This is a genomic window from Streptomyces sp. NPDC057543, assembly GCF_042801895.1.
Classification (GTDB): domain Bacteria; phylum Actinomycetota; class Actinomycetes; order Streptomycetales; family Streptomycetaceae; genus Streptomyces.
This window is the reverse complement of the sequence record NZ_JBHVFF010000053.1, coordinates 1-14,049: the sequence shown is the minus strand read 5'-3', so window position 1 is coordinate 14,049 and position 14,049 is coordinate 1. Positions and strand designations below refer to the sequence as shown.

At 70.3% G+C, this 14,049-nt stretch carries 10 protein-coding genes; 7 read left to right on the top strand and 3 right to left on the bottom strand.

Annotated features, from left to right (window positions below; genetic code table 11):
* Positions 1 to 314: 314 nt before the first annotated feature.
* From ACFU8Q_RS12035 to ACFU8Q_RS12025, 3 genes are all read left to right on the top strand, one after another.
* Positions 315 to 527, top strand: a complete 213-nt coding sequence (locus ACFU8Q_RS12035) for a hypothetical protein (protein WP_018551753.1) — start codon at positions 315 to 317, stop codon at positions 525 to 527.
* A 346-nt stretch (positions 528 to 873) separates the two neighbouring features.
* Positions 874 to 4,515: a chromosome segregation protein SMC gene (smc, locus tag ACFU8Q_RS12030; protein ID WP_384451484.1), complete on the top strand. Its 3,642-nt coding sequence runs from the start codon at positions 874 to 876 to the stop codon at positions 4,513 to 4,515.
* A gap of 226 nt (positions 4,516 to 4,741) precedes the next feature.
* On the top strand, positions 4,742 to 6,160 hold the full coding sequence (locus ACFU8Q_RS12025; RefSeq protein WP_384451481.1) for a sugar porter family MFS transporter: 1,419 nt from the start codon (positions 4,742 to 4,744) through the stop codon (positions 6,158 to 6,160).
* A 10-nt stretch (positions 6,161 to 6,170) separates the two neighbouring features.
* Here ACFU8Q_RS12025 and ACFU8Q_RS12020 read toward each other — a convergent pair whose 3' ends face one another.
* Both ACFU8Q_RS12020 and ACFU8Q_RS12015 read right to left on the bottom strand, forming a co-directional pair.
* Positions 6,171 to 7,145, bottom strand: a complete 975-nt coding sequence (locus ACFU8Q_RS12020; protein WP_384451478.1) for an LLM class flavin-dependent oxidoreductase — start codon at positions 7,143 to 7,145, stop codon at positions 6,171 to 6,173.
* Positions 7,146 to 7,203: 58 nt separating this feature from the next.
* Positions 7,204 to 7,695, bottom strand: a complete 492-nt coding sequence (locus tag ACFU8Q_RS12015; RefSeq protein ID WP_384451475.1) for a cytosine permease — start codon at positions 7,693 to 7,695, stop codon at positions 7,204 to 7,206.
* A 201-nt stretch (positions 7,696 to 7,896) separates the two neighbouring features.
* On the opposite strand from ACFU8Q_RS12015, the gene ftsY reads away from it, so the two are divergent.
* Positions 7,897 to 9,105 (top strand): signal recognition particle-docking protein FtsY, encoded by a 1,209-nt coding sequence (gene ftsY, locus ACFU8Q_RS12010; RefSeq protein WP_384451472.1) that lies wholly within the window; start codon positions 7,897 to 7,899, stop codon positions 9,103 to 9,105.
* A 123-nt stretch (positions 9,106 to 9,228) separates the two neighbouring features.
* Here ftsY and ACFU8Q_RS12005 read toward each other — a convergent pair whose 3' ends face one another.
* Complete coding sequence (locus ACFU8Q_RS12005) at positions 9,229 to 9,888, bottom strand: bifunctional DNA primase/polymerase (protein WP_384451469.1); 660 nt, start codon at positions 9,886 to 9,888, stop codon at positions 9,229 to 9,231.
* 421 nt (positions 9,889 to 10,309) lie between these two features.
* On the opposite strand from ACFU8Q_RS12005, the gene ACFU8Q_RS12000 reads away from it, so the two are divergent.
* From ACFU8Q_RS12000 to ACFU8Q_RS11990, 3 genes are all read left to right on the top strand, one after another.
* A complete protein-coding gene (locus tag ACFU8Q_RS12000; RefSeq protein ID WP_384451466.1) occupies positions 10,310 to 11,785 on the top strand; it encodes a hypothetical protein in 1,476 nt (491 codons plus the stop codon).
* A gap of 382 nt (positions 11,786 to 12,167) precedes the next feature.
* Positions 12,168 to 13,526: an ammonium transporter gene (locus ACFU8Q_RS11995; protein ID WP_384451544.1), complete on the top strand. Its 1,359-nt coding sequence runs from the start codon at positions 12,168 to 12,170 to the stop codon at positions 13,524 to 13,526.
* Positions 13,523 to 13,861: a P-II family nitrogen regulator gene (locus tag ACFU8Q_RS11990; RefSeq protein WP_384451463.1), complete on the top strand. Its 339-nt coding sequence runs from the start codon at positions 13,523 to 13,525 to the stop codon at positions 13,859 to 13,861. Before ACFU8Q_RS11995 ends, ACFU8Q_RS11990 begins: the two co-directional genes overlap by 4 nt.
* The last annotated feature ends 188 nt before the right edge of the window (positions 13,862 to 14,049 follow it).

Sequence of the window (14,049 nt, the reverse complement as noted above, 5' to 3'; positions counted from 1 at the left end):
TGCCAAGATTCGGTTGGCATGCCAGGCTGCGGCAGTAAGGATGATCTCCACGCCCCCGAGAGCCCCGCAGGAGAGTCGCGCCGCGTGATCGCCAAGCCGCGCGCCCCAGGGCTGCCCGCCTCTACAGGGCGTGATCGTGTTGACCGTCAAACTTTTTGGTGAGACGCTGAAATCCCCGCGCACCGCAGCTGTTCGGCAGAGCTGTTTGGCAGCAGAACAGCAGTGAGTACAGAGCACTGCCGAGCACCGCGGGTGCGATTCCCTCACGACCCACACCGCATCGGTCGGTCACTCAGTGTGGAGGACCATCCATCATGGCAAAGGCGCTTCTCGGTTACGTCGGCGGTTCCGACCCGCGACTCCTCGCCGAGATGCGACGGCTCCAGCAACGCGTCCAGGACCTGGAATCCGAGCTCGTACGGATTCAGGACGAGAACGACGCGCTCAATGCCGCCGCCCAGCACCAAGAGTCGCTGCTCGACAGCATCGACATCGACGTACCTCAGGCGGAGCCGGCGCTGACCTGACCGATGGCCCTCGGGGCCGGTCGGGCTGTACGCGTCAGCCGTCCGAGATCATCACCTGGATCGTCGCCGGATCATTGAAGATCACTGCTCTTGATCTGTCACCTTCGTGACACGTCCTTGATCCGTCAATGCCGCTGCACCAGTAACACCGCACGCAACACCGCACATGATTTATAAGGGGCGCTTCGGCGTCCCTTCTTTCTTTTTGCGCTCGGAGGTCTCCGCTCGGAGGTCTCCACTCGGACCTGCGCGGTACCCGCCCCGGACGTGCACCCCTTCCCTTACCGTCTGATGTGCCCTGCACCTTCATCAGCGAAACCGAGAGCGAAAGGTAGAGTCCGGCGGCGTGCACCTCAAGGCCCTGACCCTGCGTGGTTTCAAATCGTTCGCCTCCGCCACGACGCTGCGGTTCGAACCTGGTATCACGTGTGTCGTCGGTCCCAATGGGTCCGGCAAGTCCAATGTGGTGGACGCGCTCTCCTGGGTCATGGGGGAGCAGGGTGCCAAATCCCTGCGCGGCGGCAAGATGGAAGACGTGATCTTCGCAGGCACCACCGGGCGGCCGCCGCTCGGCCGGGCGGAAGTTTCGCTGACCATCGACAATTCCGATGGCGCACTGCCCATCGAGTACGCCGAAGTGACGATCACTCGGATCATGTTCCGCAACGGCGGCAGTGAATACCAGATCAATGGTGACACCTGCCGGCTCCTGGACATCCAGGAACTCCTCTCGGACTCCGGTATCGGCCGGGAGATGCACGTCATCGTCGGTCAGGGCCAGCTGGACTCCGTACTCCACGCCGATCCGATGGGGCGGCGCGCATTCATCGAAGAAGCCGCGGGCGTGCTCAAGCACCGCAAGCGGAAAGAGAAGGCGCTGCGGAAACTGGACGCGATGGGAGCCAATCTGGCCCGCGTCCAGGATCTGACCGACGAGCTGCGACGACAGCTGAAACCGCTGGGCCGGCAGGCGGCCGTGGCGCGCCGGGCCGCCGTCATCCAGGCCGATCTGCGCGATGCCAGGCTGCGGCTGCTCGCCGACGACCTGGTGCGGCTGCACACCGCGCTGCGCGGCGAGATCGCCGATGAAGCGGCGCTCAAGCAGCGTCGGGAGGCCACAGAGGCGGAGCTCACGGCGGCGCTGGTGCGCGAGGCGGAGTTGGAGGACGAGGTACGACGGCTGGCGCCGCGGCTCCAGCGGGCTCAGCAGACCTGGTACGAGCTGTCGCAGCTGGCCGAGCGGGTGCGCGGCACGATCTCGCTGGCCGACGCCCGGGTGAAGAGCGCCTCGGCCGCATCCGGGGAGGAGCGGCGCGGTACGGGATTCAGGGACCCTGAAAGCATGGAGCGGGAGGCAGCCCGCATCCGTGAGCAGGAGGCGGAGCTGGCGGCCACGCTGGAGGCGGCGGAACACGCGTTGGAGGACACCGCCGCCCATCGCGCCGATCTGGAACGGGAGTTGGCGGCCGAGGAGCGCAGGCTCAAGGACGCCGCGCGGGCCATCGCGGACCGCCGCGAAGGACTCGCCCGGCTGCACGGGCAGGTCAACGCGGCCCGCAGCCGGGCCGGTTCGGCGCAGGCCGAGATCGACCGGCTGGCCGCATCCCGCGACGAGGCGCGGGAGCGGGCGGTGGCCGCCCAGGAGGAGTACGAACAGCTCAAGGCCGAGGTCGAGGGACTGGACGCGGGCGATGCGGAACTGGGCGCGCGGCACGACGCCGCCAAGCGGGAATTCGCGGAGGCGGATGCGGCGCTCGCCGCGGCCCGGGAGGCGGCCACCGCCGCCGAACGGAAACGGGCGGCGGTCGCGGCCCGCCATGAGGCGCTGGCCCTCGGCCTGCGCCGCAAGGACGGCACCGGTGCCCTGCTCGGCGCCCGGGACCGGCTGTCCGGACTGCTCGGACCGGTCGCGGAACGCCTGACGGTGGAGCCGGGGTACGAGGTGGCGGTGGCGGCGGCCCTGGGCGTGGCGGCGGACGCGGTCGCGGTGACGGACCCGGCCACGGCGGCGGACGCGATCCGGCTGCTGCGCAAACAGGACGCGGGGCGGGCGGCGCTGTTGCTGGGCGGGATGCGTGATCACCGCGGGGATAGCGGTGACTCTACGACCTCTGGTGCGAGTGTTGTCTCTGGTGCCGGTGGGGCTGATGTGACCGCAGTGTCCTCCGGAAGTCCGCTCGCCGGAAGCCCGCCCGCCGTCGCCGGCCTCGTCGGTGGGCCGGCCGAACTGGTGGGCGCCGTACGGAGGCTGGTGCGGGACATGGTGGTCGTCGGCACCCTGGAGGATGCCGAGGATCTCGTAGCCGCACGCCCGGAGCTGACGGCCGTCACCGCCGAGGGCGACATCCTCTCGGCCCACTTCGCGCACGGCGGTTCCGCCGGAGCGCCGAGCCTCCTCGAAGTGCAGGCGTCGGTCGACGAGGCCGCCGCCCAGCTGGAGGAGCTGGCCGTGCGGTGCGTGGAGTTGACCGAGGCGCTGCGGCTCGCCGGGGAGCGGCGCGGCGCGTGCGCCGGGCTCGTCGAGGAACTGGGGGAGCGGCGCCGGGCCGCCGAGCGGGAGAAGTCCGGGGTGGCCCAGCAGCTCGGCCGGCTCGCCGGGCAGGCCCGCGGAGCCGCGGGCGAGGCCGAGCGGACGACCGCGTCCGCCGCCCGTGCCCAGGAGGCCCTCGAACGGGCGACGGAGGAGGCCGAGGAGCTGGCCGAGCGGCTGCTCGTCGCCGAGGAGATGCCGGTCGAGGAGGAGCCGGACGCCTCCGTACGCGACCGGCTCGCCGCCGACGGAGCCAACGCTCGCCAGACCGAGATGGAGGCCCGCCTCCAGGTCCGTACCCACGAGGAGCGGGTCAAGGGACTCGCGGGCCGTGCGGACGCCCTCGACCGGGGCGCCCGCGCCGAACGCGAGGCCCGGGCCCGCGCCGAGCAGCGCCGCGCCCGGCTGCGGCACGAGGCGGCGGTGGCCTCGGCCGTCGCGTCCGGTGCCCGTCAGCTGCTGGCCCACGTCGAGGTGTCCGTCGTACGGGCCGAGCAGGAGCGGGTCACGGCCGAGGCGGCGAAGGCGGAGCGGGAACGGGGGCTGGCGGCCGGGCGCAACCAGGGCCGTGAGCTCAAGAGCGAGCTGGACAAGCTCACCGATTCCGTCCACCGTGGCGAGGTGCTCGGTGCCGAGAAGCGGCTGCGGATAGAGCAGCTGGAGACGAAGGCGCTGGAGGAGCTGGGCGTCGAGCCGGCCGGGTTGGCCGCCGAGTACGGCCCCGACCAGCTCGTACCGCCGTCACCGCCCGCCGAGGGCGAGGAGCTGCCTCAGGACCCCGAGCACCCGCGCAACCAGCCGAAGCCGTTCGTCCGGGCCGAACAGGAGAAGCGGCTGAGGTCGGCCGAACGGGCGTATCAGCAACTCGGGAAGGTGAATCCGCTCGCCCTGGAGGAGTTCTCGGCGCTGGAGGAGCGGCACAAGTTCCTCTCCGAGCAGCTCGAAGACCTGAAGAAGACCCGGGCCGACCTGATACAGGTCATCAAGGAGGTCGACGAGCGGGTCGAGCAGGTGTTCACCGAGGCGTACCGGGACACGGCCCGTGAGTTCGAGGGCGTCTTCTCGCGGCTCTTCCCCGGTGGCGAGGGGCGGCTCGTCCTGACCGACCCGGACAATATGCTCGCGACCGGTGTGGACGTCGAGGCCCGGCCGCCGGGCAAGAAGGTCAAGCGGCTCTCGCTGCTGTCCGGCGGGGAACGCTCGCTCACCGCGGTGGCGTTGCTGGTCTCGATCTTCAAGGCCAGGCCCAGCCCGTTCTATGTGATGGACGAGGTCGAGGCGGCGCTCGACGACACGAATCTGCAGCGGCTGATCCGGATCATGGAGGAACTCCAGGAGAGCTCCCAGCTGATCGTGATCACGCATCAGAAGCGGACGATGGAGGTCGCGGACGCGCTGTACGGCGTCTCGATGCAGGGCGACGGGGTCTCCAAGGTCATCAGCCAGAGGCTGCGCTGACGCCTTGCTCAACCTTCAAGGCTCCAACGCGCCAGTCGGACGATTCTCGGTGGGGGCAAGCAAAATCGCAATCTTGACTTCGAAGCTTGAATGAATTGTCTCTGCGGTTTCGCCCTTGTCTTCAAGTGGTGGCAGGCGTGAAGTTATGCGCCACTTGGAAGAGCTCACCGCCTCAGCCCGAGCTCGCCCCCACACCTGAGGACGCGGCCAGGCATCAGGAGTTCACGTGACCAGCACAGCGCAGGGACCGGCGTCCGGAGCCCGAGGGGCCCACCCGGACCACCTGGGCCATGTCATCTTCATCACGGCGGCCGCGGCGATGGGCGGCTTCCTGTTCGGCTACGACAGCTCCGTCATCAACGGCGCCGTCGAGGCGATCCGCAGCCGGTACGACATCGGCTCGGCAACGCTCGCCCAGGTCATCGCCATCGCGCTGATCGGCTGTGCGATCGGCGCTGCCACGGCGGGCCGCATCGCCGACCGCATCGGCCGCATCCACTGCATGCAGATCGCCTCCGTGCTCTTCACCATCAGTGCCGTCGGCTCCGCGCTCCCGTTCGCCCTCTGGGACCTGGCGATGTGGCGCATCATCGGCGGCTTCGCCATCGGCATGGCCTCGGTGATCGGCCCGGCGTACATCGCCGAGGTCTCGCCGCCCGCCTACCGCGGCCGGCTCGGCTCCTTCCAGCAGGCCGCGATCGTCATCGGCATCGCCATTTCCCAGCTGGTCAACTACGGCATTCTGCAGCTCGCCCACGGGGACCAGCGCGGCAGGATCGGCGGCATCGAGGCCTGGCAGTGGATGCTCGGCGTGATGGTCGTCCCCGCCGCTCTGTACGGGCTCCTCTCGTTCGCGATCCCCGAGTCGCCGCGGTTCCTGATCTCGGTCGGCAAGAAGGACCGGGCCCGGAAGATCCTGGAGGAGGTCGAGGGCAAGAACGTCGACCTCGACGCCCGGGTGACCGAGATCGAGACCGCCATGCACCGGGAGCACAAGTCCAGGTTCAAGGACCTGCTCGGCGGTCACGTCGGCTTCCTGCCGATCGTCTGGGTCGGTATCGGCCTGTCGGTCTTCCAGCAACTCGTCGGCATCAACGTGGCGTTCTACTACTCGGCGACGCTCTGGCAGTCCGTCGGCATCGACCCGTCGGCCTCGTTCCTGTACTCGTTCACCACGTCGATCATCAACATCATCGGTACCGTCATCGCGATGGTGCTGGTGGACCGGGTGGGCCGCAAGCCGCTCGCGCTGGTCGGCTCCACCGGCATGGCCATTGCCCTCGCCTTCGAGGCATGGGCCTTCTCGGCCCCCCTGGTCGGCGGCAAACTGCCCCACACCCATGGCGTCGTGGCGCTCGTCGCCGCCCATGTGTTCGTGCTCTTCTTCGCCCTGTCGTGGGGCGTCATCGTCTGGGTCTTCCTCGGCGAGATGTTCCCGAACAAGATCCGCGCAGCCGCGCTCGGCGTCGCCGCGTCCGCGCAGTGGATCGCCAACTGGGCGATCACCGCGAGCTTCCCGAGCCTGGCCGACTGGAACCTGTCGGGCACGTACATCATCTATGCGTGCTTCGCGACGCTCTCGATCCCCTTCGTGCTCAAGTTCGTGAAGGAGACCAAGGGCAAGGCGTTGGAGGAGATGGGCTGATTCCCGCTGGTCAGGGGCGGCTGTGCGCGATCGCCTCGCAGAACAGCCGTAGACTGCGCCACCCCTCCTCGACCGGCATCCCGCCGCACAGCGGATGCAGCACCAGGCTGTCCAGCTCCCCGGCCGCCCCGGCACACTCATCCGGTGTGACGACCCGGTAGACCCCTTCGTCCCGCAGTTCCGCCACCGTCGTCGCCGCCGAACGCACCGCCGAGCGGATGTCCTTGGACTGCCAGGAGGCGTACGTACGCGCCTCGTGCAGGAAGTGCCCGCCGTGCTCCGCCCACGTCCGGTCCGGGTTCTCGGACACATGCAGCAGCGGGGTCGCGGCGGACGGCATCATGCAGAAGCCGTCCGTCCCGAACTCCGCACGCCGCTCGTGGTAGTACGCCTCCAGCTCCGGCAGATGCGCGCTCGGGAAGAGCGGCAGCCCGAACCGGGCCGCCCGCCGGGCCGCCGCCCGCGAACTGCCGCCCACCAGCAGCAGCGGATGCGGCTGGGTGTACGGGCGCGGCGTGACCCGGACCGTGCGGCCCCGGTACGGGAACGGCTCCCCGGTCCACGCCCGCAACAGGGTCTCCAGTAGCTCGTCCTGGAGCCTGCCGCGTCTGCCCCATTCGACGCCCGCCCGTTCGTACTCCTCGGGTCGGTAGCCGATCCCCGCCACCGTGACCAGCCGGCCCGCGCTCAGCAGGTCCAGGACCGCGATGTCCTCGGCCAGCCGCAGCGGCTCGTGCAGCGGGCCGATGATCGCCGAGACGGTGACCGCGATCCGGCGGGTGGCGCCGAAGACCGAGCCCGCGAAGACGAAGGGGGAGGGCAGCCAGGAGTTGGCTGCGCCGTGGTGTTCCTCGGTCTGTACGGTGTCGACGCCGTGCTCGTCGGCGTACGCGGCCATCTCCAGCGCCGCGCGGTAGCGGGCCGAGAGCGACTCGGGGGTGGCGGCGGGATCGACCAGATTGAACCGGACCACGGTGAACGCCATGGCACTTGGCCCCTTCGTCGGGCGGACTCGGCGAGGCGGGACACTAGCTGACGTGTCGTCAGATGTGTAGGGGCGCGTCACTCCGGGGCCCGCTTCCGCGGCCCCGTTCGGCGGGTCGTGGCAGGAGGGTGTACGGCGCGGCGGAGACGGCGATCGTGGCCGTCCAGCCCAGCCCGTGGCGCCCGGTCCAGCCGTCTGTGAACGGGCCGGAGAGCCACTCCACGCCAGTGAGGGGCAGGCCCACCCCCGGGCCCGCCGCCCACGTGGCCACGGCCGCCACGGCCGCGGCGTAGGTGCCGGTGACCGCGTTCGCCGTCTCCCGGCCCCGGCGGGCGATCCGGATCGGCGCGCCGGGCAGCGGATTGCCGCGCTGGTCGAGGGCGGCCCGGAAGAGCGCCACGCCCGGAGTCCCGCCTTCCTTGCCGGCGATCGACACCAGGCCCGCCGGCCCGAAGCCGACGACCGGCCCGGCGATCGCGACGGTCGGCACCTGCCAGGAATTCAGGCCGCCGAGGACGATGAGTCCCGCGCCCATGGTGAGCAGCGGCACGGTCGGGTTCGCGCCGGCCCGGGTGGGGGAGAGGCCCGGGCCCCGCCGGTGCGCTCGCTCTCGGGGACGGGTTCCAGGCCACGGGTCTCCGCGGACGGGATCGTATCGTTACCCCCAAAAGGTGCATAGCGTTCATAGTGAGGCGGGGGTGATCCTTCGGGGCGGCCCACGCGGGCGGCCGTGACTGATACTGGATGGGTTATGGAATTCGTCATCCTTGCTGTAGTCATCGCCCTGGTCGCGGTCGGCGTGATCAGCGGGCTCGTGGTCAGCAGCCGCAAGAAGAAGCAGCTGCCCCCGGCGCCGTCGAGCACGCCGACCATCACTCCTCCCGAGCCCCATGTCGGCGAGGAAGCCGAAGTGCCGCGCGAAGAACCGCGCCGCACCATCGAGGAGGTCGGCCCCTCGGTGGCCGAGGCTCCCGTCGAGGAAGCCCCCGAGGCCGTCGAGCCGGAGGCGCTCGCCGTCCCCGCCATCGAGGTGCCCGAGCCCACCGCCGGCCGGCTGGTCCGGCTGCGTGCCCGGCTCGCCCGCTCGCAGAACTCCCTCGGCAAGGGGCTGCTCACGCTCCTGTCCCGCGACAACCTCGACGAGGACACCTGGGAGGAGATCGAGGACACCCTCCTCACCGCCGACGTCGGCGTCGCGCCCACCCAGGAACTGGTGGAGCGGCTCCGCGAACGTGTCCGTGTCCTCGGCACCCGTACCCCCGAAGGGCTGCGCGCGCTGCTGCGCGAGGAGCTCATCACCCTGCTCGGCACCGACTTCGACCGTGCGGTCAAGACGGAGAGCGGCGTCGACACCCCCGGCGTCGTGATGGTCGTCGGCGTCAACGGAACCGGCAAGACCACCACCACCGGCAAGCTGGCGCGGGTGCTCGTCGCCGACGGCCGTAGCGTCGTGCTCGGCGCGGCCGACACCTTCCGGGCCGCCGCCGCCGATCAGCTCCAGACCTGGGGCGAGCGCGTCGGCGCCCGCACCGTGCGCGGACCCGAGGGCGGCGACCCCGCGTCGATCGCCTTCGACGCGGTGAAGGAAGGCATCGCCGAGGGCGCCGATGTCGTCCTCATCGACACCGCGGGCCGGCTGCACACCAAGACCGGGCTCATGGACGAGCTCGGCAAGGTCAAGCGGGTCGTCGAGAAGCACGGGCCGCTCGACGAGATCCTCCTCGTCCTCGACGCCACGACCGGGCAGAACGGCCTGGTGCAGGCCCGGGTGTTCGCCGAGGTCGTCGATATCACCGGCATCGTCCTCACCAAGCTGGACGGCACCGCCAAGGGCGGCATCGTCGTCGCCGTCCAGCGCGATCTGGGCGTACCGGTGAAGCTCATCGGTCTCGGCGAGGGGCCGGACGATCTGGCCCCGTTCGAGCCCGAGGCGTTCGTGGACGCCCTGATCGGAGACTGACACCACCTCGCGCGTACACGTACGGGTACGCGAAGAGCCCGACCGCGGGATGCAGCCGCGGTCGGGCTCTTGTGCTGTGCGCGCCGGCCATCGACGGGTATGCCTCGCGCAAGCGGCGGCGGTTCAGCCGCAGAGGGGCGTGCGATGGCAGCTGTACGCCAGCGTGCCCAGCAGCAGTCGCGCCTGTGGCGGCGAGGCCGCCGTGTCCAGCACCGGCGGGCGCAGCCACCGGACGGGGCCGAGACCGCCCTCGTCGGACGGCGGGGCGGTGATGTGGCAGCCGGACCCCAGCGCACGCAGGTCCAGGCCCGCGTCGTCCCAGCCCATCCGGTACAGCAGCCGCGGGAGCTCGGCGGCCGCACCCGTGGCGACGAAGAACTGCGCCCGCCCGGCCGGTGTCACCGCGACCGGGCCGAGCGGCAGCCCCATCCGTTCCAGGCGCACCAGGGCCCGGCGCCCGGCCGCCTCTGCGACGTCGAGGATGTCGAAGGTGCGGCCCACCGGCAGCAGCATCGAGGCGCCCGGCACCCGGGCCCAGGCATCCGCCGCCGCGTCGAGCGAGGCGCCCGCGGGGACCTCGCGGGCGAAGTCCAGCGGATGGGCGCCGGGGGAGGGGCACCGCGCCTCCCCGCACGAGCAGCGGCCGGCCGCGGCCCGCGCCCCCGGCGCGACGGCCCAGCCCCACAGTCCCGTGTACTCGGCCACTGCGGTGCACTCGGCCGCGCGGCCGCGACGCCGTGAGCCGGTGCGCATCTCACGGATGCCGCCGATCGTGAAGCCCATGCCCCCTCCAACGGGTCCGGCTCGCCGGTGGTTACGACGCGGGGCGCGTTCGTGACGCTCCGTCGTCAGTGCTGATCCGTGGTGCGCCGGTGCGCCGGGGTGGTGCGACATGGTTCGCGCGCCCCGCCGCGCATCACTGCGCCCACTGCTGATCGTCGTGTGTCAAGTGAATCGCGCCCGGCGATGGCGGTGTTCATCCGAAGGGGTGGCGAATGGTGGCGATTCTGTAATCGTCCTCGCCGGGCGGGTGATCGTGGGATTACCGTCGGTACGCGAACCATGGAAGTATGTGCGCCGATGGGTATGCCGGAGGCAACTCGATTTCCAGTTCGATCGTGCGCGACCTCCGTATGGGCAGCATCGGATCAGGGCATTCTGGTATTGGTTCGCGCGACAGTATTCGGCGGATGGGGGCGTTCCAGTGAGTGGCAGCGGCGCGGGCGATTCGAATGCCGGCAAGCGCCCCAATGGGCAATTGGGCTCATGGTTCGTGCGTAGCGGCTGGTCGAAGGGCGAGCTGGCACGGCAGGTGAACCGCCGGGCGCGCCAGATGGGCGCCCACCACATCAGCACCGACACCTCCCGGGTCCGGCGCTGGCTCGACGGTGAGCAGCCGCGCGAACCGATCCCGCGCATCCTCTCCGAGCTTTTCTCGGAGCGCTTCGGCGCCGTCGTCGCCGTCGAGGACCTCGGGCTGCGCTCGGCGCGCCAGTCACCGTCCGTGTCCGGCGTCGACCTGCCCTGGGCGGGCCCGCAGACCGTCGCCCTGCTCAGCGAGTTCTCCCGCAGCGATCTCATGCTCGCGCGCCGTGGATTCCTCGGCTCCTCGCTCGCCCTGGCCGCGGGGCCCGCCCTGATCGAACCCATGCAGCGCTGGCTGGTGCCCGCCACCGCCGACGAACGCGAGGAGCCGGAGTCGCCCGCCGCGGCCCGCCGCCCCTCCCGGCTCTCCGCCCCCGAGCTGGATCTGCTGGAGTCCACCACCGCCATGTTCCGTCAGTGGGACGCGCAGTGCGGCGGCGGACTGCGCCGCAAGGCCGTCGTCGGGCAACTCCACGAGGTCACGGACCTGTTGCAGGAATCGCAGCCGGCGGCCACCGCCAAGCGGCTGTTCCGCTGCGCGGCCGAACTGGCGGAGCTGGCCGGCTGGATGAGCTACGACGTCGGCCTCCAGCCCACCGCCCAGAAGTACTTCGTGCTCGCGCTCCACGCCTCGAAGGAGGCCGGCGACAAACCGCTCGGTTCGTATGTTCTGTCCAGCATGAGCCGCCAGATGATCCACCTCGGACGGCCCGACGACGCCCTCGAACTGATCCATCTCGCGCAGTACGGCAGCCGGGACTGCGCCACCCCGCGCACCCAGGCCATGCTGTATGCGATGGAGGCCCGCGCGTACGCCAACATGGGCCAGCCCAGCAAGTGCAAACGAGCCGTCCGGATGGCCGAGGAGACCTTCGGCGACGTCGGGATCGACGGCGAACCCGAGCCCGACTGGATCCGTTTCTTCTCCGAGGCCGAGCTCAACGGCGAGAACTCCCACTCGTACCGCGACCTCGCCTACGTCGCGGGCCGCAGCCCCACGTACGCCACGCTCGCCGAACCCCTCATGAAGAGGGCCGTCCAGCTCTTCGGCAAGGACGACGAGCACCAGCGGTCGTACGCACTCAACCTGATCGGCCTCGCCACCGTCCACCTCCTCCAGCGCGAGCCCGAGCAGTCCACGGTGCCGGCCGAGAAGGCGCTGCTGGTCGCCAAGAAGATCCGCTCCGAACGCGTCAACACCCGGCTCCGCAAGACCGTCGACACCGCTGCCAGGGACTTCGGGGAGATCCCCGAAGTCGCCAGGCTCACCAAACTCCTCACCGAGCAGCTGCCCGAAACCGCCGAAGCGGTCTGAGCGGCCCCAGGCCCCGGCCACGACGACCACCCGCACAGACCGACTTCGGCTCCCCCATTGCCAGGTCAGAGGGTGGTCGGCGTGGCCGGTTCGCGTTGCCGTTCCCGTACGGGAGAGTGCCTGTACAGGAGAGTCGTCAACGCACCGTATGCGGCCGCGGCGGCAGAGCGGGCCCGGCAGCGGGTGCGCCACCGCCGGTTCATGGGGCCGTAACACACCGGACCTCTTCGTCACTGCCGCGAAACACCGTGCGGCATCGGCGGAAACCGTGCTGGGCGAATCTCATGGCTCATAACCGGCCCGCACCTTTTCCCCAGTGGTCCCGCACGTGGTGCCGCTCATCCCGCCCGCACGCGGCCGCACCGACGACGAGGAGACGCCGATGCCCCCAGGCATCACGACGCTTGCCGCAGACGCCCCGACGCTGTCTGCCGCCAACACCGGGTTCATGCTCATCTGCTCCGCCCTGGTGATGCTCATGACCCCGGCCCTGGCCTTCTTCTACGGAGGCATGGTCCGCGTCAAGAGCGCCCTCAACATGCTGATGATGAGCTTCATCAGCCTCGGGATCGTCACGATCCTGTGGGTGCTCTACGGATTCAGCCTCGCCTTCGGGACCGACATCGGTTCCGTACTCGGCTGGAGTTCGGACTACGTCGGTCTCAGCGGAATCGGCATCACCCAGCTCTGGGACGGCTACACGATCCCCGTCTACGTCTTCGCCGTCTTCCAGCTGATGTTCGCCGTCCTCACCCCGGCGCTGATCAGCGGCGCCCTCGCCGACCGGGTCAAGTTCACCTCGTGGGCCCTGTTCATCACCCTCTGGGTCACCGTCGTCTACTTGCCCGTGGCCCACTGGGTCTGGGGCGCGGGCGGCTGGCTCTTCGAGCTCGGCGTCATCGACTTCGCCGGTGGTACGGCCGTCCACATCAACGCGGGAGCCGCGGCGCTCGGCGTGATCCTCGTCATCGGCAAGCGCGTCGGCTTCAAGAAGGACCCGATGCGGCCGCACAGCCTGCCGCTCGTCATGCTCGGCGCCGGACTGCTCTGGTTCGGCTGGTTCGGTTTCAACGCCGGCTCGTGGCTCGGCAACGACGACGGCGTCGGCGCGGTCATGTTCGTCAACACCCAGGTCGCCGCCGCCGCCGCGATGCTCGCCTGGCTCGGTTACGAGAAGCTCCGCCACGGCTCCTTCACGACACTCGGCGCGGCTTCCGGCGCGGTCGCGGGCCTCGTCGCCATCACCCCGGCCGGCGGCGCGGTCAGCCCGCTCGGCGCCATCGCGGTCGGCGCGATCGCCGGTGTCCTGTGCGCCATGGCCGTCGGCCTGAAGTACAAGTTCGGCTACGACGACTCCCTCGACGTCGTCGGCGTCCACCTCGTCGGCGGTATCGCGGGCTCCCTCCTCGTCGGCCTCTTCGCAACCGGCGGCGTCCAGTCCGACGCCAAGGGCCTCTTCTACGGCGGCGGCCTCGACCAGCTCGGCAAGCAGGCCGTCGGAGTCTTCGCCGTCCTCGCGTACTCTCTGGTCGTCTCCGCCCTCCTCGCCTTCCTCCTCGACAGGACCATCGGGATGCGGGTCGACGAGGACGACGAGATCTCCGGCATCGACCAGGTCGAACACGCGGAGACCGCGTACGACTTCAGCGGAGCGGGCGGCGGCGCGGCCCTGCGCACCACGGCTTCCGCAACGGCACCGGGCACGACGGCAGCACCGCAGACCAAGAAGGTGGACGCATGAAGCTCATCACCGCAGTCGTCAAGCCCCACCGGCTCGACGAGATCAAGGAAGCCCTCCAGTCCCTGGGCATCCAGGGCCTCACGGTCACGGAAGCCAGCGGGTACGGGCGTCAGCGCGGCCACACCGAGGTCTACCGGGGTGCCGAGTACACCGTCGACCTCGTCCCCAAGATCCGCATCGAGGTCCTCGTCGAGGACGAGGACTCCGAACAGCTCATCGACGTCGTCGTGAAGGCTGCCCGAACCGGCAAGATCGGTGACGGCAAGGTCTGGAGCGTGCCGGTCGACACCGCGGTTCGCGTACGGACGGGCGAACGCGGCCCGGACGCCCTCTGACCGCCGGCTGAAGACCGACGTCCAGAAGACCGACGTCGAGAAGGCCGACGATCCCGAAGGCTGACGGCTCCGAAGACCGCCGGCCGCCGAAGGCTACGGTCCCGAAACGAAAGGCAGCCGGGTGACGAGTACCGAAGTGACCACCGAATCCGACGACTCGGAGCCCAGCGGCTACGCGGCGGCCCGGC